Here is a 19,991-nt window from a genome sequence, read left to right as displayed (position 1 = left end):
CGGGCCACCGGCCTCACTGCCGGGGGTGGGGGCGAGCCCTTCCGGACGGTGTCTCCAGTGGCGCACACGTTTACGCCACCCACCACCTGAAGGTAAAAGCAACGAAGCAGAGACTATGCCTTCAAGTTTCGAAGTCAAGAGGGGGGCCTTTGAAGAGAAAGCTCACCGAGTGACAGACTTGTGTTCAAGTATTGAAGAGATAGAGACCGCGTAGCTACGCATACCCCGGAACCGGCGCGGGGAACGCCACAGCCTGCGCCCGGCGCCCGCCGCCGCGCCGCGCCGCGCCGCGAACGGCGGTACGCGCCGTACCGCCGTTCGGGCAGGGGTCAGCGCAGCCGCTGGCTGATGACCTTGGACACACCGTCGCCCTGCATGGACACGCCGTACAGCGCGTCGGCGACCTCCATCGTCCGCTTCTGGTGCGTGATCACGATCAGCTGCGACGCCTCCTGCAGCTCCTCCATGATCCGGATCAGCCGCTGCAGGTTGGTGTCGTCCAGCGCCGCCTCGACCTCGTCCATCACGTAGAACGGGCTGGGCCGCGCCTTGAAGATCGACACGAGCATCGCGACGGCGGTCAGCGACCGCTCCCCGCCGGAGAGCAGCGAGAGCCGCTTGACCTTCTTGCCCGGCGGCCGTGCCTCGACGTCGACACCCGTGGTCAGCATGTTGTCGGGGTCGGTCAGGATCAGCCGTCCGTCCCCGCCCGGGAACAAGCGGCCGAAGACCCCCTCGAACTCCCGTGCCGTGTCCCGGAACGCCTCGGTGAAGACCTGCTCGACCCGCTCGTCGACCTCCTTCACCACCTGGAGGAGATCGGCCCGCGTCTTCTTCAGGTCCTCCAGCTGCTCGCTGAGGAACTGGTGGCGCTCCTCCAGCGCGGCGAACTCCTCCAGCGCGAGCGGATTGACCTTGCCGAGCTGCTGATAGGCCCGCTCGGCCGCCTTGAGCCGCTTCTCCTGCTCGGCGCGGTGGAACGGACGCGGCTGGTTGCGCGGATGCTCCGGGTCGTCCGGGAGCTCCTCGCCCTCAGCGGGCAGCGAGGGCGGTACGGGCCGGCCGGGCCCGAACTCCTCGATCAGCCCTTCCGGTTCGACGCCCAGCTCCTCCAGCGCCTTCGTCTCCAGCTGCTCGATCCGCATCCGCTTCTCGGCCCCGAGCACCTCACCGCGGTGCACCGAGTCGGTGAGCTTGTCGAGTTCGGCCTTGAGATCGCGCCCCTGGTTGCGGGCGAGCGCGAGGTCCTGCTCCCGTCGCGCCCTGGCGCTCTCCGCCGCCGTGCGTTCCTCGTCCGCCCGGCCGAGCGAGACCTCCACATGGCTGAGCAGTTGCCGCGCACCCGAGGCGACCGCTCCGGCGACCGCGGCCTCGTGCCGCAGCCGGGCCCGGCGCTGCTCGGCGCGAGCGCGGGCCTCACGTTCGGCCCGCGCGGCCCGGTCGAGCGAGTCGGCCCGCCCGGCCAGGCCCTTGACCCGCTCCTCGTGCGTACGCACCTGGAGCCGGGCCTCCATCTCGGTCTGCCGCGCGTTGGCCCCGTCCGCCGCGAGCCGGTCCCGTACGGAGGTGTCGGGCTCCTCCTCGACCGGCATCTCCTCGGCCACCACCAGCCGTTCGGCCAGCACCTCCGCCTCTTCCACGGCACGGTCGAGGGCGTCCTGCGCACGCGCCGCGGCCGCGGCGCTCCGTTCGGCCTCCCCCGCCGCGCCACGTGCCTGTCCGGCCAGCCGGCCGAGCTGCTGGGCGACCTGGGACCTCTCCCGCTCACCGGCCCGTCGCCGCTCGCCCAGCTCCTCGACGAGAGCCGCCCGCTCGCCGCGCAGCGCGGTGGCCCGGCGCTGGGCCACGCTCAGCTCCTCGCACCGCACGCCCAGTTCCGCCAGCTCGGCCGCCGCCTCGTCGACCGATGCCTGCACCTCGATCAGGCTGGGCGCTCCGGCGGAACCGCCCTGCGCGAAGTGCGCCCCGAGCAGGTCGCCCTCGGCGGTCACGGCGGTCAGCTCCGGGCGCGCGTGGACGAGATCCTCGGCGTCCTCCAGCGTCCCCACCACGACGATGCCGCGCAGCAGTCGCCGTACGGCGGGCGCGAGATCGGACGGCGCCCGCACGAGATCGGCGGCGAACGGCGCCCCGCCGGCCGGCGCGTGCGGCTGTCCGCCGAAGCCGCCGTCGGCGCCCGGCAGATCACCCTGACCGGCGGGACCGCCTCGGGGGCCGTCGTCCGCCGCGGGCGCGTCCGGCACCGGACGGGGCGGGGGGCCGTCCGCGGCCGCGGAGGCGGTGGCCCGCGGCGCGTCCGCGGGCTCCGGTGCTCCGGCCAGCAGGAGCGCGGCCCGTCCCGCGTCCTGTTTGCGGAGCAGGCGGATGGCGTCCGCCGCCGAGGCGGGCGTGGTCACCGCGATCGCGTCCGCCGCGGCACCGAGGGCCGCCGCCAGCGCGACCTCGTGGCCCGGGGCGACCGAGAGCAGTTCGGCGGCGGGGCCGAGCAGACCGGACAGCCGGTCCTTCGCCTCGAGCAGCGCTCCGGTGCCGTCCTTCCGCCGCAGCCCCAGGGCCAGGGCCTCGTGGCGGGCCTGGGTGGCCGCGCGCCTGCGTTCGGCCGACGTGGCCGCCTCGCGCGCCGCGGTCAGCGCGGACTCGGCGTCGGCGAGAGCGGTCCTGGCGGCCTCGTGCTGTGCGGAGAGTTCCTCGTCGCCCGCGTCCAGGCCGTCGACCTCCGCCTTGAGCTGCTCGTACTCCTCCTGGGCGGTGGCCGCGCGGTCCTGTGCCTCGTCGCGGGCGGCGGCGAGGCGGTCGATCTCGGACTGGGCGGAGGCGGCGCGCGAACGGGCCGCGTTGACCTGCCCGCTCAGCCGGGCCAGGCCCTCACGGCGATCGGCGATGGCTCGCGCCACGTCCTTCAGGCGCCGCTCCTCCACCGCCAGTTCGCGCTCCAGGTCGGCCCGGTGGGCGACCGTGTCCTCCAGGGCGTGCTCGGCGGCCTCCAGGGCGGCCTCCAGCTCGGCCTCCTGCTCACGCACCCGCTCGGCCTCGCGCTCCATGTCCTCCGGGTCGCGTCCGCGCCGCTCCTCCGGCGGCTGGGCGGTGGCGCTCTTCACCCGGGCGTCCGCCAGCGAGACCGTGCCGCGCACCCGCTCCGCCAGCTGGGACAGCTCGTACCAGGTCTGCTGGGCGCGCTGCAGGCGCGGGGCGGGCCGCCGCACCTCGTCCTCCAGCACCGCCTCCCGCTGGAGGGCCTTCTTCAGCTCGGCCTCGGCGGCCTCCTTGCGTTCCTTGAGCGCGGCCTCGTCGGCGACCTCGGCCCGCAGCGCCCCCCGGAGCCGTACGAGATCGTCGGCGAGCAGCCGCAGGCGGGCGTCGCGCAGGTCGGCCTGGATGACGGCGGCCCGGCGGGCGACGGCGGCCTGCCGGCCGAGCGGCTTCAGTTGCCGGCGCAGCTCGTCCGTGAGGTCCTGCACGCGCGCGAGGTTGACCTGCATCGCGTCCAGCTTCCGCAGCGCCTTCTCCTTGCGCTTGCGGTGCTTGAGGACGCCCGCGGCCTCCTCGATGAAGGCGCGGCGGCCCATCGGATCGGCGTGCAGGACGGAGTCGAGCTGGCCCTGCCCGACGATGACGTGCATCTCACGGCCGATGCCGGAGTCGGACAGCAGTTCCTGGATGTCCAGCAGGCGGCAGGTGTCGCCGTTGATCTGGTACTCGCTGCCGCCGTTGCGGAACATGATCCGCGTGATGGTGACCTCGGCGTACTCGATGGGCAGCGCACCGTCGGAGTTGTCGATCGTCAGCGAGACCTCGGCACGGCCCAGCGGGGGCCGCCCGGTGGTGCCGGCGAAGATGACGTCCTCCATCTTGCCGCCGCGCAGCGACTTGGCGCCCTGCTCCCCCATGACCCAGCTGAGGGCGTCCACGACGTTGGACTTGCCCGAGCCGTTGGGCCCCACGACGCAGGTGATGCCCGGCTCGAACCGCAGCGTGGTGGCCGAGGCGAACGATTTGAACCCGCGCAGGGTCAGGGCCTTGAGGTGCACGCAGCCGGACTTTACCTTCCGGGTCCGTCTCACTCCACGAACGCGCGGTTTCGCTCATGAACGTGCAGGGCACATCAGACGTTGTAGAGGATGAACGGTCGACGACGGAGCGCGGGCGCAAAAAAGAAGGGACGCCGAAGCGTCCCTTGCAACTGTGTTAGCGGCTGACACGGGCAGCCTGTTCACTGTTGTTGGTGACTGCGCTGTTCAGTGATCAGGTGAGCGCAGGCTCCGCCTGGGGTACGTCGATGCTCTCGAGAAGCGAGTCGTGAGACGCGGCAGCCGCGAGCGCGTCGTTCTCGGCCTGAATCCGTACGAGCTCGGATTCGAGGTCCTGGACGCGCTGCTGGAGCCGTCGCATCTCGGCGATGAGTCGCGGGTCGGAACCGCCGACGTAACCGAGAAGCGCCTTTGCCATGATGGATGGTCCTCCACACTGAGTGACCGACCGAAGCGGTGTGGGTCGTGAGGGAATCGCACCCGCGATGCTTGGCGGTGTTGAGTTCTACTGCCGTTCCCACATGCCAAACAGCTAAGGTGCGCGGGGTTTTCAGCGTCTCACCAAAAAGTTTGACGGTCAACACGATCACGCCCCGTATTGGGCGGCGACCCTGGGCGCACGGCCCGGCGAAGGCGGCGCGGCTTCACTTCAGGGGCCCGGGGGCGTGGAGATCATCCTTGTTGCCGGAGCCTGCCACGGCGAGGTGTTTCTTGGCAACCACCTGGTGCTTTTCACTTCGGGCAGGGGTCCGGCGCACGCCCCGCGGACCCGGCCGGGGCGCCGCGACGGGGCGGCGGGAGTGGATCTCAGCGGATGGCGAAGCCGTCGTAACCGCCCCTGGGCGTGTCCCAGATCTCAGTGACTCCGTCGACACGGCCCGGCGTGTCGTCTCCCACGAGCCACTTGAGCAACTCCTGACACCCGTCCTTCGGGCCCTCCGCGACCACCTGGACCCGTCCGTCCTCCAAATTGAGAGCAAAACCACTCAGGCCGCCGATCTCCAGAGCCCTGGCTCGCGTGTACCAGCGGAAACCCACACCTTGGACGCGCCCGCGTACCCAGGCGACCAGCCGTGCATGCTCACTCATGGCTGCACGCTAACCGGCCAATTGCCCTCGGAGCACTTCCTCCCCTTGCGCCATGGGGTACCGTCCCGACCCAATGAGCCTCACTCGTTCGGGTGAGGAACGTTGACCGCAAGGATTGAGGAAGGCCAGAAGATGGGACGCCACCGACGCTCCGCCGCCGGCCGCGCCGCCACAGGCCGCGCCACCGGGGTCACACAGACGTACGACCAGTCGTACGAGACGTACACGGGCGGCTACGGAACCCCTGACGCGGGCGAGTACGCAAGCCTGGGTGACTACGCCACCGCGGGTGACCACCGCACCGCCGGGGACTACCTGACCGGCGGCCCGTACTCGACCGCCGGCCTGTACGACTCGCCGGGCGGCATCCACGAGACGGGCGACCTCTACTCGAAGAGCGACACCTACCTCTTCGAGGCGGACGACACCGCCCGCCACGGCTCGGGCGACTACGCGCCCGACCGCGGCCCCCGGGGCCAGCGCCGCCGCAAGAAGGCCGTGACCCCCGTCCGCACCGGACTGCTCGGCGTCTCGGCCGCCGTCGCGATGGGTGCCGTCGCCGTCGCGTCCGGGTTGATACCGGGCAGCGACAGCCTCTCGATCGGCGGGGGCGGCGCGGACAAGGTGCGCGCCCAGAACACGCCGAGCGACGTGGAGACCCAGGGCGGCACGAGCGGCTCCGCGGACGACCGCACGGACGACCCGGGCACGAGCCGTGACCTGGAGCGCTCCCCGTCCCCCTCGGTCTCGCCGACGAAGGCTCCGGAGAAGAAGACCGAGAAGAAGCCCGCCGCGACGCCGTCGGCCGAGGCTCCCGCCAAGGAGTCGAAGACGGAAGAGCCGGCCACGAAGGCCCCGGCGACGAAGGCGCCCGCCAGGACGACGCCGCCGAAGGAGGTCTCCACGCCCTCGACGGCCGAGGCCACGGTCCTCACCCTGGTCAACGAGGAGCGGGCCAAGGCCGGCTGCAGCCCGGTGACCGCGTCCAGCTCGCTGGCCTCGCTGGCCGAGACCTTCAGCGAGGACATGGCCGCGAGGGGCTTCTTCGACCACACGGACCCGGACGGGGCCTCCCCCTGGGACCGGGCGGAGAAGCTCGGCATAGCCAACCTCGGCGGGGAGAACATCGCCCGCGGCCAGGCCGACGCCGCCGCCGTGATGGAAGCCTGGATGAACAGCCCCGGCCACCGCGCGAACATCCTGAACTGCGACTTCAAGACCCTCGGCGTGGGCGCGCACTTCGCGTCGGGCGGCCCGTGGTGGACGCAGGACTTCGGCTACTGACACCCGCGCGGACACGCGGCGGGTTCGTCCCGTCCGGTTCCACCGGTGGCCTCCGGGTGCCGGTTAGCGCAAACCTCTGGTCAGCGCTGCCTGCGAGTACGCTCGGGGTATGGACGTCACGGATCAGCCGGGTCTCGCGTACGACGTGTTCTCCAGGGCGTGCCCGTCCCGGGAGACCCTCGAACACGTCACGGGACGCTGGGGCGCGCTCACCATGGGGGCGCTGGCGGCGCTGCCCGAGGGATCACTGCGCTTCAACGAACTGCGCCGGCGCGTGGACGGCGTGAGCGAGAAGATGCTCTCCCAGACACTGCACGCCCTGGAGCGCGACGGACTGGTGCACCGGGACGCACAGCCGACGAACCCGCCGCGGGTGGACTACGAACTGACGCCGCTGGGCCGCGAGGTCGCCGGGCGGCTGCTGTCCCTCATCCAGTTCGTGCAGGGGCACATGGACGACGTGCTGGGGGCGCGCGAGCGCTACGACACCGCGCGCGGCGGACGCTGACAGCGCGGGCAGAAGTAGCTGGACCGGTTCATCCAGGGCCTGCGCCGCATCACCGTGCCGCAGCGCCTGCACGGCTCCCCCTCACGGCCGTACGCGTCGAGCGAGCGGTCGAAGTAACCCGACTCGCCGTTCACGTTGACGTAGAGGCTGTCGAAGCTGGTGCCGCCGACGGCCAGGGCCGCGTTCATCACGTCCCGTACGTGGCCCAGGAGTTCGGCCGTGCGCGGGCGCGTGAACCCGGTGGTGGGGCGCTCGTAGTGGAGCCGTGAGCGCCACAGTGCCTCGTCCGCGTAGATGTTGCCGACGCCGCTGATCAACGACTGGTCGAGCAGGGCGCGTTTGACGGTCGTGCGCCGGCGGCGCAGCGCCTCGTGGAACGCGTCGTCGTCGAACAGCGGGTCCAGGGGGTCACGGGCGATGTGCGCGATGACGTCGGGCAGGCCGTCGGGCGACGTCTCGTGCAACGAGAGCCCGCCGAAGGTGCGTTGGTCGACGAAGCGGAGTTCCGTACCGAGGCCGTCGTCGAACCGGACGCGGATGCGCAGGTGCTTCTCGTCGGCCGCGTCCCACGGCTGGACGAGGAGCTGTCCGCTCATGCCGAGGTGCGCGAGCACGGCGCTCGGGGAGTCCGCAAGCGGCAGCCAGAGGTACTTGCCGCGGCGCTGGGCCAGCCCGACGCGGTGGCCCTTCAAGCGGGCTCCGAAGTCCTCGCCGCCCGCGATGTGGCGGCGTACCGCGCGTGGGTGACGTACCTGGACGTCCGCGATGATCCGACCGCTGACCCAGCGTTCGAGGCCACGGCGTACGACCTCGACCTCGGGCAGTTCGGGCACGGTGTCTCCTCCGGAGGGTGGCCGGTCGGGTGGGCGGCGTCTGGGCGGCGCGCGCCCGCAGCGTACCTCTGGTGGCGCGGGACGAGGTCGTCGCCCCCGGCAGCCGGTGCGGTGACGGCGGCCGACGCCGTGCCGGGAACTCCGCTGCCGGCCGCGGTCCCACGGGGCCGGTCGCGCAGTTCCCCGCGCCCCTTCAGGGCGCTCCGCGCGCCGGTGAACAGCTTCGCCCGCCCCCGGCGGACGGGAACGGGCAAAGGCTGTTACGTCAGGCGGAAGCCGCCGGGTCGGACGCCGGTGCCGGGGAGGCGTCGAGCGTCTCCTCCTCGGCCGCCTTGACCGATCCGGCCGGTCCGACCGCCTCGACCGGTTCAGCCGGCTCGGCCGCCTCGACCGGTTCGGCTGCCTCAATCGGTTCGGCCGACGTCGGAGCTGCCGCCTCGGCGGCCGAGGCCGCCGCGGCTGCCGCCGCCCGTTCGTCCGCGGCGGAGCGGATGGCCCGCCAAGCGGACTCCGCGGCCTGCTGCTCCGCCTCCTTCTTGCTGCGGCCGGTGCCGGTGCCGTACGAGACGCCTCCGACGCGGGCAGCAGCGGTGAAGGTCTTCTCGTGGTCCGGGCCGGTCTCGGTGACCAGGTACTCGGGAACACCGAGCCCCTCGGTCGCCGTGAGCTCCTGGAGACTGGTCTTCCAGTCCAGGCCCGCGCCCAGGTTCGAGGATTTCTCGATCAGCGGGTCGAAGAGCCGGTGGACGAGTTCGCCCGCCGAGTCCAGACCCTGGTCGAGATAGACAGCGCCGATCACCGCTTCGAGGGTGTCGGCGAGGATGGATGCCTTGTCCCGGCCCCCCGTGCCCTCTTCGCCCCGGCCGAGCCGGATGAAGGAGCCGAGGTCGAGCCCACGGCTCACCTCCGCAAGCGCACGCGAGTTGACCACCGCGGCCCGCAACTTGGCCAGCTGGCCTTCGGGCAGGTCGGGGTGGGTGCGGTACAGCGTGTCCGTGACCACGAGGCCGAGCACGGAGTCCCCGAGGAACTCCAGGCGTTCGTTGGTCGGCAGACCGCCGTTCTCGTACGCGTACGAACGGTGGGTCAGTGCACGCACCAGAAGGGCGGACTCGAGCTTGTACCCGAGCCGCCCTTCCAGAAGGGTGTGGGACGAGGCTGTGTTCTCCGCCTTTTTCTTGGCGCCGACGTCCTTGGCGCTGACTTCCGCCTTGACGTCGTCCGCCTTCTTGGGGCTGGACACAGTGCCTCTCACCAGCCGCTCAGACCTCGAGGACCTGGCGCTTGTTGTAGGTGCCGCAAGCGGGGCAGGCGATGTGCTGCTGCTTGGGCTCGTGGCAGCGCTCACACGCAACCAGGGTGGGGACCGCAGCCTTCCACTGCGACCGGCGGTGGCGCGTGTTGCTGCGCGACATCTTCCGCTTCGGAACAGCCACGGCTACTTCTCCTGCTTCTCGTCGGCGTGCGCTGATGGAAGCGCGCCGCCGCCCAACTCGTCCTTCTCGCCATCTTCGAGTGAACCGGCGAGTCCCTGCAGTGCCGCCCAACGGATGTCGACGGCGTCATGACGGTGGTCCGGGTCGTCCGCGAGCCGGGCTCCGCACTGGGAGCACAGGCCGGGGCAGTCGTCCTGGCACACCGGCTGCATCGGCAGTGCGAGCACCACCGCGTCCCGCAGCACGGGTTCGAGGTCGAACAAGCCGTCCTCGATGAAGAGCGTGTCCTCATCATCCTCGGCGTCGTCGGCCGGCTCCGCTTTCACACGGCCCCGGTCGTCGGCGTCAGGGTACGAGAACATCTCCTGGAAATCCGCTTCGAGCTGCTGCTCGACCGGCTCCAGACACCTTACGCACTCCCCCTTGGCCAGTGCACGGGCGGTGCCTGTGACAAGCACCCCTTCCATGACCGACTCAAGCCGGAGGTCGAGCTTCACCGGGGCGCCTTCCGGCACCCCGATGACCCCCGCGATACCCAGATCCGCGGGAGCGTCGATCTCGCGGGTCAGGCGCTGCAGCGCACCGGGACGCCGTCCCAGCTCGTGTGTGTCGAACACGAGAGGGTTGCGGTGGTCGAGGCGGGCGTTCAGAGCCATTCCTGCTTTCGATCTTGAACTCGGAGCACTGCCCTCGGTGTTCACCGGGCAGCGTTGATCGCGGATGTGCACACGACCGAAGAGCCAGGATACTGGACCTTTCGCTCTCGGCCCAATCCGGCGTCAGCGGCCCTGTTCGTACGCCCGCAGCTGCTCCGCGCTGATCATGGTGGTGTCGAAGAGGCTGGTCTCGTCGAGCGCGTTCTCGTGCGCCTGCGGCGCCTGGGGTGTCTGGGGCGACGACGGGTACGCCTGCTGTCCGCCCTGGTCGTACGCGGCCTGCTGGTCGTAGCCCTGCTGCGGGTAGGCGGCGTACGGGTCGGCGTTCTGCTGGTAGCCGTAGCCGTCCTGCTGCGCGTACTGCTGCTGGTAGCCGTACTGGTCGGTGGTGTGCTGCTGCTGGTACGCGTAGGCGTCCTGCTGTGCGTACTGCTGCTGGTGGGGCGGGCCCGCCGGGTGATCCACCGGGGGCCGTACCTGGTCGGCGGCCCGGGGCCGGGCGGACTGCTCGGGGATCTCCGCGAGGCCGTCCAGGAACTCGGCGTCGGTGGTGTGCTGCCCCGGCGTCCCGTCCTCCCCGAAGGGGACCAGGTCGCCCAGGTCGTCGCTGGCGATGCGGCCGTGCAGCTTCTGGCGGCCCCGGCCGACGGCGTCCAGGGTCTTGGCGAGGACGGCCTCGAAGGCGCCGAGCTTGACGTCGACGTATTCGTCGGCGTTGCGGCGCAGGGTCTCGGGGTCGTGGCTGCGCTCGGGGGCGTCCTCGTCCTCGTACCCCTGCTCGTCGGTGCCGGGCCCGGTGCCGAGGAGCTTCTCGCGGCCGCGGCCGACCGAGCCGAGGGTCTTGGTGAGCACGACCTCGAAGTTGGCGAGCTTGGAGTCGACGTACTCGTCGGCCTCGGCGCGGACCTCCTCGGCCTCCTTGCGGGCCTCGGCCAGGATCCGGTCGGCCTCGTTCTGCGAGCGGCGGGCGATCTCGGTGTCGGAGATCAGCGAGCCACGCTCGGCGTGCGCGGACTCGATGATCCGCTCGGCCTCCATGCGGGCCTGCTCGACCAGCTGCTCACGGCCGCCGATCAGCTCCTGCGCCTGGGCGAGGGAGCCGGGCAGCGCCTGGCGCACCTCTTCGAGCAGGGAGAGGAGCTCGGCGCGGTTGACCACGCACGAGGCCGACATGGGCATGGAGCGGGCGCTGCCGACCGCCGAGACGATCTCATCGAGCTTCTTCTGCACGTCCACCGTGTGCTCGCCACTCTCTACAGCTGTGTTGGAGACGGACGGTTCGACTGTACGACCACTCCTGCCCCGCCCGACACCGGATGGCGCACTCCCTGGCCCGCGTGCTCCCCTCAGTCCTTCCTCAGCCGCTCGGCGAGCGCTTCGAGGACCACCGGCGGGACCAGGTGGGAGACGTCGCCGCCCCAGGTCGCGACCTCCTTGACCAGCGAGGAGGAGAGGAAGCTGTAGGTGGGGTTGGTCGGGACGAAGAGCGTCTCGACGCCGGAGAGGCCGTTGTTCATCTGGGCCATCTGCAGCTCGTAGTCGAAGTCGCTGACCGCGCGCAGGCCCTTGACGATGGCCGGGATGTCGCGCTCCTTGCAGAAGTCGACGAGAAGGCCGTGGAACGCCTCCACCTCGACGTTCCCGAACTCGGCGGTGACCTGACGGATCAGGTCGATCCGCTCCTCGATCTCGAAGAGGCCCTTCTTGGACTGGTTGATCATCACCGCGACGTGGACCACGTCGTACAGCCTGGACGCTCTGGCGATGATGTCGAGATGTCCGTTGGTAATCGGGTCGAACGACCCGGGACAGACGGCGCGGCGCACTTCAGATCCCTCGCTCTCCGGTCCGGTCATCGTGCGTCTTCGCACGTAGAGGCGGCGCGACCGTACCAAAACGTTCCCTCGCCGTAGCGACGGGAGCGCAGTGCTGCGAAGCCGTCCGGCCACTGGAATGCGCCGCCTCTGGTACTGCGTTCAACGGTGACGAGCGCGTCGCCCGCGAGCCAGCCCTCGGCGCGGAGTGTGAGCAGGATCTCCCGAAGATCGTCGTCCGTGACCGCGTACGGCGGATCGAGGAACACCAGGTCGTACGGGGCTTCCGGGACGCCGGTACGGATGATCTGTTCCGCTTTGCCGGGTCTCACCTCGGCGCCGGGCAGGCCGAGTGCTTTCACGTTCTCGCGGATCGTGCGGGCCGCGAGGGCGTCGGCCTCGACGAGGAGGGTGTGGGCGGCGCCGCGGCTCAGCGCCTCCAGGCCGACGGCGCCCGAGCCGGCGTACAGGTCGAGGACGCGGTCGCCCTCCAGGGGGCCGCCGAGCAGGGACTGCCAGGTGGAGAAGAGGCCCTCGCGGGCGCGGTCGGAGGTCGGCCTCGTGCCGGTGCCGGGCGGGACCGCGAGGCGTCTGCCGCCTGCGACGCCGGCGATCACGCGGGTCATCGCGGGTCCTTGCTGGAGGGGGTGGTCACGGGGTCAGTCTGGCAGGTGGGGGTGGTGTGCGTGGGGTGGGCGGGTGCGGGTCCGTCGTGGTTGCCCGCGCCGTTCCCCGTGCCCTGGCAGGCAGGGCCGGGCCCCTGCCTGCGAGGTCCCTGGCTTCGAGGTCGTCCGTCGGGTGCGGGCCGGTCATGGCCGGGCGCGCCGTTCCCCGCGCCCCTGACAAGGGCGGTTTCGGCCGCTCTCAGCCCTTGTCCAGGTACTGCTCTCTCTCCTCGTCCAGGAGGGCCTGGAGGGCTGTGCGGAGGGCGGGGAGGTGGGTGAGGTCGGGGTCGGCCGCCACCACCGCGGTCGCCTCCTCGCGGGCCTCGGCGATGATGTCCTCGTCCTCGATGACGGCGAGCATCCGCAGTGAGGTGCGGGCCCCGGACTGGGCCTGGCCGAGGACGTCGCCCTCGCGGCGCTGTTCGAGGTCGATGCGGGAGAGCTCGAAGCCGTCGAGCGTGGACGCCACCGAATTCAGGCGCTGCCGGGCGGGGCTCGCCTCCGGCATCTCGGTGACGAGGAGGCACAGGCCCGCGGCGGAGCCACGGCCGACGCGGCCACGCAACTGGTGGAGCTGGGAGACTCCGAAGCGGTCGGCGTCCATGATCACCATCGCGGTCGCGTTCGGCACGTTCACCCCGACCTCGATGACCGTCGTGGCGACCAGGACCTGGGTCTCCCCCGCGGCGAAGCGGCGCATCACGGCGTCCTTGTCGTCCGGTGCCATGCGGCCGTGCAGCACCTCGATCCCGAGACCCTGGAGCGGACCTCCGGCGAGCTGGTCGGCGACCTCCAGGACGGCGAGGGGCGGGCGCTTGTCGGCCTCGGCCGTGTCCTCGGGGGACGGCTTTTTCCTGCCCTTCTTCTTCGGGTCGTCGTCCTCGTCACCGATCCGGGGGCAGACCACGTACGCCTGATGGCCGTTGGACACCTCCTCCCGCACGCGCTCCCACGCGCGCGAGAGGAAGTGCGGCTTGTCCGCGGCCGGCACGACATGGCTGGCGATGGGCGAGCGCCCGGCGGGGAGCTGGTCCAGGACCGAGGTGTCGAGGTCGCCGAAGACGGTCATGGCGACCGTGCGCGGGATGGGCGTGGCGGTCATCACGAGGAGATGCGGCGGCTGCTTGCCCTTACCGCGCAGGGCGTCGCGCTGCTCGACGCCGAACCGGTGCTGTTCGTCCACCACGACCAGGCCCAGGTCGTGGAACTGCACCTTGTCCTCGATCAGCGCGTGCGTGCCGATGACGAGCCCGGCCTCGCCCGTGACCAGGTCCAGCAGTGCCTGGCGGCGGCCGGCCGCGCCCATGGAACCGGTGAGCAGCACCACCTTCGTGGAGTCGTCGGCCCCGCCGAGCATCCCGCCCTCGGCCAGCTCCCCCATCATCTCGGTGATCGACCGGTGGTGCTGCTGGGCGAGCACCTCGGTGGGCGCGAGCATCGCGGCCTGCCCGCCCGCGTCGACCACGGCGAGCATGGCGCGCAGCGCGACCATCGTCTTCCCGGATCCCACCTCGCCCTGCAACAGCCGGTGCATCGGGTGTTCCGTCGCCAGGTCGTCGAAGATCTCCTTGGAGACCTTGCGCTGGCCCTCGGTGAGGGTGAAGGGGAGCTTGGCGTCGAAGGCGGAGAGCAGTCCGTCCTTCCTGGGCCTCCTCGCCACGGCGGGCAGCTGGGAGTCGGCGTGGCGGCGGCGGGCCAGTGCCACCTGGAGGACGAACGCCTCGTCCCATTTGAGGCGGGAGCGGGCGTCCTCGATGTCCGCCTTGGTGTGCGGGCGGTGGATCTTCAGCAGCGCCTCGGGCAGCGGGAGCAGGCTCCGGCCGGCCCGCAGCGGCTCGGGCAGCGGGTCGACGGCCTCCTGGGCGCTCGGGAGCACCGTCTGCACGGCCTTGGCGATCTTCCAGGACTCCAGCTTGGCGGTGGCGGGATAGAGCGGGATCAGTGCCCCGGCCCAGGTGTCCACCGTCTCGGACGCGTCCTCCCCGCGCAGCAGCTCGTACGCCGGATGGGCGAGCTGGAGGCGGCGGTTGAAGACGGAGACCTTGCCCGCGAACAGCGCGCGGGTGCCGGGGAGGAGCTCCTTGTGCGGCTTGTGCACGCCGTTGCCGAAGAAGACCAGTTTGAGCTGCCCGCTGCCGTCGGTGATGGTCACTTCGAGGCGCTGGCCCTTGCCGCGGGGGGCCCTGGGCGAGGCGAACGTGTGCAGGCGGGCGTCGGCGACCTGGGCGACCACCGTCGCGTGCTCGTCCAGGGGCAGGTCGGCGAGGTGGGTGAGCTGCCCGCGCTCCTCGTACCTGCGGGGATAGTGGTGCAGCAGGTCGCCGACGGTGTGCAGGCCGAGGTGCTCGGCCATCACCTTCGCGGTGGCGGATCCGAGCACCTTCTTCAGTGGTTCTTCGAGCGCGGGCACGAGATCCATTGCACACCACCGCACTGACAATGCCGTATACGTCCCGGAAATCCGCTGGTCAGACGGCTCGTTCGGGCTCTAGGATGGCGTGCTCCGGCCCTGTTCGCGGTCACCTTGTACCGGGACCGCCCGACCCCGCGCCGTCGCACGTCCCCCCACCGGCGCAGCGACGATGGACTCCCAGACCTCACAGCCTTCTCAGGCATCCCCGTCACCTCACACGTTCCAGGTCGACCTGCGCGGCCTCGTGGACCTTCTCTCCCACCACCTCTACTCCAGTCCCAAGGTCTATCTGCGCGAACTGCTGCAGAACGCCGTGGACGCGATCACCGCCCGGCGCGCCGAGCAGCCGGACGCGCCCGCCCTGGTGCGGCTGTACGCCGGGGGCGGCACCCTGCGCGTGGAGGACTCCGGGATCGGGCTGAGCGAGTCGGACGTGCACAGCCTCCTGGCGACCATCGGCCGCAGCTCCAAGCGGGCCGACGGCCTGGAGTCGGCGCGCTCCGACTTCCTCGGCCAGTTCGGCATCGGCCTGCTCGCCTGTTTCGTGGTCGCCGAGCGCATCCGGGTGGTCAGCCGCAGCGCCCGTACGCCCGACGCGCCGCCCGTGGAGTGGACGGCGACCGACGACGGCTCCTACCGGGTGCGGACCCTGCCCGACGAGGCCCGTACCGAAGCGGGCACCACGGTGTACCTGGAGGCCAGGCCCGGCGCCGCCGACTGGCTGTCCGGGGGGCGGGTGCTGGCGCTGGCCCGCGACTTCGGTTCGCTGCTGCCGTACGACGTCCGGGTCGGCGACGAGAAGGTGACGGATCTCCCGGCGCCCTGGGACCGCACGTATCCCAGCCCCGCCACCCGGCGGGTCGCCCTGGCGCGGCACTGCCACGACCTGTTCGGGTTCACCCCGCTGGACTCGATCGAGCTGACCGTGCCGCTGGCCGGGATCCGCGGGGTGGCGTACGTGCTGCCGTCCGCGGTGAGCCCCGCCCAGCGCGCCGGTCACCGCGTGCACCTGAAGGGCATGCTGCTCACCGAGCGGGCCGAACAGCTGCTGCCCGACTGGGCGTTCTTCGTGCGCTGCGTCCTGGACACGGACAGCCTGCGGCCCACCGCGTCCCGGGAGTCGCTGTACGAGGACGAGACCCTGGCGGGCGTACGGGAGGCGCTGGGCGAGCGGATCCGGTCCTGGCTGACGGGGCTCGCGGCCGGGGACCCGGAGCGGCTGGCCGCCTTCCTGTCGGTGCACCACCTCGGGGTGAAGTCCCTGGCGCGGCACGACCGGGAGATGCTGCGCACGATGCTGCCGTGGCTGCCCTTCGAGACCACCGACGGGCGGCTGTCCCTGGAGGAGTTCGCCCAGCGGCATCCGGTGGTGCACTTCACCCGGACCGTGGAGGAGTACCGCCAGGTCGCGCCGATCGCGTCGGCCCAGGGCGTGGGCGTCGTCAACGGCGGCTACACGTACGACAGCGAGCTGATCGAGGCGCTGCCGTCGGTGCGCCGGGGGACGGTCGTGGCGGAGCTGGACGCCGACACGGTGACCGCGCATCTGGACGCGGTCGACCCGGCCCTGGAACTGGCGCTGTCGGCCTTCCTGGCCGCCGCGCGGGCGAAGCTCGACCCGCTGGGCTGCGATGTCGTCCTGCGGGCCTTCCATCCGCTCTCCGTGCCCGCGCTGCACCTGGACGACCGGGCGGCCCGCCACGAGCAGGCCCGCGCGGACGCCGAGGAACAGGCCGACGACCTGTGGGCGGGCATCCTGGGTTCGCTGCGCGGCAGCGCCCCGCGCGCGCGGCTGGTGCTCAACCACCTCAACCCGCTGATCCGGCGGGTCAGTTCGCTCGACGACCGGGAACTGATCGGCACGGCCACGGAGGCGCTCTACGGACAGGCCCTGCTGATGGCGCAGCGCCCGCTGCGGCCCGCGGACTCGGCGCTCCTGAACCGGTCTTTCCTGGGGCTCCTGGAGTGGGCCACCCACAGCAACCCCCCGGAGGAGGGCCACCGATGAGCCGCCCCGCAGACCAGCCCATGGACTTCGAGACGCTGCGCCGGGCCATGCAGGAGAACTACGAGCAGCCGGAGGGTCCCGCCCGCAACGCGCGCGCCGAGCAGCTGCTCGGCGAGGCGGAGAAGCTGGACATCCCGCTCGCCGTCATCGAGGCGCTCGGCCACCAGCTGAAGGTCTACAACTACAGCTCCGAGAAGGACAAGATGTTCGTCCCCTTCGCGCGCCTGCTGCGCATGTGGGACGAACGGCCCGAGGACTTCGACGCGTACGAGACCCACTCCCTGCACTGGGTCTTCAAGTGGGTGTCCTCCGGCATGCTCGGCCAGCCGCACATACCGCTCGCCTCCATAGAGAAGTGGCTGGGCGAGATGGAGCACCGCTACCGGCTCGCCGGACACTCCGAACGGGCCGTGCGCAGCACCGAGTTCTGTGTCGCGCGGGAGATCGGGGACCTGCCGCGGGCCGAGCGCGCGTACGCGGCGTGGCTCGCCGCGGACCGGGACCGGATGGCCGACTGCCGCGCCTGCGAACTGCACGACCAGGGCGGGTGGCGGGCCGAGCGGGGCGCGGACGCCGAGGCGCTCGCACTGTGGCGGCCGGTCCTGGAGGGCGAGTACACGTGCGCCCACGAACCGCACGCCGTCCTCGCGTCCTCGCTGCTGCCGCTGCTGCGCCTCGGCCGTCCGGACGAGGCGCGGGCCCACCACCTGCGGGGTCTCCGGCTCGTACGCCCCATGGAGAGCATGCGTGGCGCGTACGCGGACCATGTGGAGTTCTGCGCGCTCAGCGGCAACGAGGCGCGTGCGCTGGAGCTGCTCGCGGAGCGGCCCGCCTACTTCACGGACAGCGGGGAGCCGCGCAGCCGGATGGACTTCCTGGCCGTGGTGGCCCTGCTGGCGGACCGGCTGACCTCCCTCGGACTCGGCGGGCGGACCGTGCCGGGCCCGGCCGGCCGCGCCTGGACCGCGGCCGAACTCGCCGCCCACGCGCGCGTGGAGGCCCTTTCGCTGGCCGGGCGCTTCGACGAGCGCAACGGGACGACACATGTGAGCGACCGGATCCGCCGGCGGATGGACCAGCAACCGCTGGTCGAGCGTCTGCCGCTGGGTGTACGCGCCACGTCGGCCGTCACCCCCGCCGTGCGGCCCGCGCCCGCACCCGCGCCCACGGCCACCGCCGACGCGGCGCCGGAGCTGTCCGCGCTGCTCGCCGAGGCCCGCCGGCTCTCGGAGTCGCTGCACCCGGAGTCCGTCGCGGCCTGGGCCGCGGTCGCCGCAGCGGCGGAGGACGAGGAGCTGGCGCCGCGCGACCGCGCGGAGATGGCCGACCACGAGGCGATGGGTGCGGGGCCCGGGGGCGTGGAGCTGTTCGCCCGCGCCGCCGAGCTGTACGAGGAGGCGGGCGACCCGGGCGAGGCCCTGGCGGCACGCGCGCGTGGAGCGTACGTACTGGCCCTGTCCGGCCGGAGCGACGCGGCGCTGGCCGCGGTCGAGGAGCCGTACGAGCGGGTGCTCGCCCTCTTCGCGGACGGCGGGACGGGTCTCCGGCAGGCCGCTTCCGTACTGGTCGGACGGGCCCGGATCCTGCTGCAGCGGGTGCACGAGGCGGCCGGGACGAACGGGGCGGGTGACGAGGCCGCGGCCCTGGCCGCCGCGGAGACGGCGGCGCGGGAACTGCGTGCCCTCACCGGGCCGGATGCCGGGGGCGACGTCCTGGTCGCCGCGCGCGCCGCGGAGGCGCAGGCCATGCTCGGGGAGCTCGCGGCGCACGCCGGGGACGTCGAGAGGGCCGCGGAGCTGCTCACGGAGGCTTCGGAGGCGTTCGTCGCCGCCGGGCTGCCGTGGTTCGCGGTGGAGTACGAGGCCCGGCTGACCGGGCTCGCCCGCCAACTGGGCGATGCCGGGGCGGCCGAGCGGGCCGCCCGGGCGGCGCTGGAGCACGGGGCGCCCTTCATGGAGGCGGCCGGTCATGCCCAGCTGCATCTCCAGCTGGCCGAGATACTCGGCGCCGGGGGGCGGTTCGGGCCCGCCGCGGACCACGCCCTGGAGGCGTCGCACTGGGCCGACGAGGCCGGCGAGGACGCCACGCTCGGTGCCTGGGCCCGGCACCAGCTGGGCGGCTTCCTGCTGCGCCAGGGGCGGTGGGCGGAGGCTGCGGAAATCCTGGAGTCGGCGCTGCCCGAGCTGAGCGCGCGGACACACGGGGACGGGGCGATCGTGCAGACCCGGTGGTGGCTCGGCGACTGTCTCACCGAGTTGGGGGAACACCGCGAGGCCGCCGAGCACTGGCTCCGGGCCGCCGACATCGCCCGGCAGTGGCCCGAGCAGCACGACCACGCGATGCTCGCCCACCTCGCCGCGGAGGCGCTCGGTCACGCGGGGCTGCCCGCCGAGGCGGATCAGGCGTACGCGCGCGCCGGTGATCTGTGGCGCGGTCTCGGCAACGTGCACGGGCTGATCCGCTCGCTGCGCGCCCGCGCGTGGCTCGCGGTGCGCGGGCGGGACTCCGAGGGGCCGGAGGGGGCGGGGCTCGACGCGGCACGGGAGTTGATGGGCCGGGCGGTGGGCGTGGGCGAGGCCGCCGTGCGCGAGGGCGAGGGCGAGGACGAGGACTCGGGTTTGGGCTTGGGCGACGACGAGGCGCGTGGCCGGCTCGTGGCCGAGCTCGCCCACACGCATCGGCAGTTCGGTGACCTGGTCGCGCGTTCCGTGCCCGGCGACGCCACGGACGACATGATCCGTGCGCTGTTCGAGGAGGCGCTCGCGCACCTCACCCTGGCCGTCTCCGGGTTCCTCTCGCTGGGCGAGGACGCCCTCCACGACCTGACCGGGGCGCAGCTCGCCGCGGGGTGGCTGGAGGCTGATCTGGAGCATGCGGGGTGGGCGGGGGCGCGGGCGCGGGCTGTGCTTGACGCGTACGCCGACGCTGGCGCTGGCTCCGGCGCTGACGAGATCGTGGTGGCTCGTGTTGCCGAGGCGGAGCGGTTGCTGCGGGCTGTTGAGGGGCTCTGAGGGTCGGGGTGTGAGTGTGGGTGCGGGAGCGTTGCGGCTGGGCGCGCCGTTCCCCGCGCCCCTGACGGGGTGGCGCCGCCGGCCTTCTCGTGCGGGTGCGTCGTGGTTGAGCGCGCCGTTCCCCGCGCCCCTGACGGGGCGCCGCCGCCGGCCGACGGCCCTCACGCGCGGGTGCGTCGTGGTTGAGCGCCGTTCCCCGCGCCCCTGACGGGGTGGCGCCGCCGGCCGCCCTCACGCGCGGGAGCG

General features: G+C 72.3%; 14 protein-coding genes and 1 pseudogene. 4 read left to right on the top strand and 11 right to left on the bottom strand.

Annotation, left to right across the window (positions count from 1 at the left end; genetic code table 11):
* Positions 1 to 329 precede the first annotated feature (329 nt).
* The 3 genes from ACFYXC_RS24270 to ACFYXC_RS24260 form a co-directional block, all read right to left on the bottom strand.
* Positions 330 to 4,028, bottom strand: a complete 3,699-nt coding sequence (locus ACFYXC_RS24270) for an AAA family ATPase (protein WP_389554014.1) — start codon at positions 4,026 to 4,028, stop codon at positions 330 to 332.
* A gap of 214 nt (positions 4,029 to 4,242) precedes the next feature.
* Complete coding sequence (locus ACFYXC_RS24265) at positions 4,243 to 4,446, bottom strand: hypothetical protein (protein ID WP_028802434.1); 204 nt, start codon at positions 4,444 to 4,446, stop codon at positions 4,243 to 4,245.
* 389 nt (positions 4,447 to 4,835) lie between these two features.
* A complete protein-coding gene (locus tag ACFYXC_RS24260; protein ID WP_388911218.1) occupies positions 4,836 to 5,117 on the bottom strand; it encodes an acylphosphatase in 282 nt (93 codons plus the stop codon).
* A gap of 132 nt (positions 5,118 to 5,249) precedes the next feature.
* Here ACFYXC_RS24260 and ACFYXC_RS24255 point away from each other — a divergent pair, with 132 nt between their 5' ends.
* The gene (locus ACFYXC_RS24255) at positions 5,250 to 6,401 is read left to right on the top strand and encodes a CAP domain-containing protein (RefSeq protein WP_389554013.1); all 1,152 of its coding nucleotides are present in this window, start codon (positions 5,250 to 5,252) and stop codon (positions 6,399 to 6,401) included.
* 109 nt (positions 6,402 to 6,510) lie between these two features.
* Positions 6,511 to 6,909: a winged helix-turn-helix transcriptional regulator gene (locus ACFYXC_RS24250; RefSeq protein WP_388911212.1), complete on the top strand. Its 399-nt coding sequence runs from the start codon at positions 6,511 to 6,513 to the stop codon at positions 6,907 to 6,909.
* Here ACFYXC_RS24250 and mutM read toward each other — a convergent pair.
* The 8 genes and pseudogenes from mutM to recG form a co-directional block, all read right to left on the bottom strand.
* Positions 6,882 to 7,742 (bottom strand): bifunctional DNA-formamidopyrimidine glycosylase/DNA-(apurinic or apyrimidinic site) lyase, encoded by an 861-nt coding sequence (mutM, locus tag ACFYXC_RS24245; protein ID WP_388911209.1) that lies wholly within the window; start codon positions 7,740 to 7,742, stop codon positions 6,882 to 6,884. The two genes, ACFYXC_RS24250 and mutM, sit on opposite strands and share 28 nt — an antisense overlap.
* Before the next feature lie 265 nt (positions 7,743 to 8,007).
* Entirely contained in the window at positions 8,008 to 8,997 is a 990-nt protein-coding gene (gene rnc, locus ACFYXC_RS24240; RefSeq protein WP_389554012.1) for a ribonuclease III, read from the bottom strand.
* Positions 8,998 to 9,004: 7 nt separating this feature from the next.
* Entirely contained in the window at positions 9,005 to 9,178 is a 174-nt protein-coding gene (gene rpmF / locus ACFYXC_RS24235) for a 50S ribosomal protein L32 (RefSeq protein WP_028802425.1), read from the bottom strand.
* A 2-nt stretch (positions 9,179 to 9,180) separates the two neighbouring features.
* On the bottom strand, positions 9,181 to 9,834 hold the full coding sequence (locus tag ACFYXC_RS24230; RefSeq protein ID WP_388911499.1) for a YceD family protein: 654 nt from the start codon (positions 9,832 to 9,834) through the stop codon (positions 9,181 to 9,183).
* 123 nt (positions 9,835 to 9,957) lie between these two features.
* Complete coding sequence (locus ACFYXC_RS24225; RefSeq protein ID WP_389554011.1) at positions 9,958 to 11,070, bottom strand: ATP synthase F0 subunit B; 1,113 nt, start codon at positions 11,068 to 11,070, stop codon at positions 9,958 to 9,960.
* 110 nt (positions 11,071 to 11,180) lie between these two features.
* Positions 11,181 to 11,660, bottom strand: a complete 480-nt coding sequence (coaD, locus tag ACFYXC_RS24220; RefSeq protein WP_389554081.1) for a pantetheine-phosphate adenylyltransferase — start codon at positions 11,658 to 11,660, stop codon at positions 11,181 to 11,183.
* A gap of 26 nt (positions 11,661 to 11,686) precedes the next feature.
* Positions 11,687 to 12,283: pseudogene (gene rsmD / locus ACFYXC_RS24215) on the bottom strand (16S rRNA (guanine(966)-N(2))-methyltransferase RsmD); the annotation flags it as partial.
* Between the two features lie 229 nt (positions 12,284 to 12,512).
* Positions 12,513 to 14,732 (bottom strand): ATP-dependent DNA helicase RecG, encoded by a 2,220-nt coding sequence (gene recG, locus ACFYXC_RS24210; protein ID WP_389554010.1) that lies wholly within the window; start codon positions 14,730 to 14,732, stop codon positions 12,513 to 12,515.
* Between the two features lie 163 nt (positions 14,733 to 14,895).
* Here recG and ACFYXC_RS24205 point away from each other — a divergent pair, with 163 nt between their 5' ends.
* Positions 14,896 to 16,734, top strand: a complete 1,839-nt coding sequence (locus ACFYXC_RS24205) for an HSP90 family protein (protein WP_389554009.1) — start codon at positions 14,896 to 14,898, stop codon at positions 16,732 to 16,734.
* A complete protein-coding gene (locus tag ACFYXC_RS24200; protein WP_389554008.1) occupies positions 16,731 to 19,745 on the top strand; it encodes a tetratricopeptide repeat protein in 3,015 nt (1,004 codons plus the stop codon). The genes ACFYXC_RS24205 and ACFYXC_RS24200 overlap by 4 nt, the downstream gene beginning before the upstream one ends.
* Positions 19,746 to 19,991: the final 246 nt, after the last annotated feature.

The organism is Streptomyces sp. NPDC002701 (assembly GCF_042889045.1).
GTDB lineage: Bacteria > Actinomycetota > Actinomycetes > Streptomycetales > Streptomycetaceae > Streptomyces.
The sequence above is the reverse complement of the archived record's forward strand: the minus strand, read 5'-3'. Positions and strand labels throughout refer to the sequence as shown.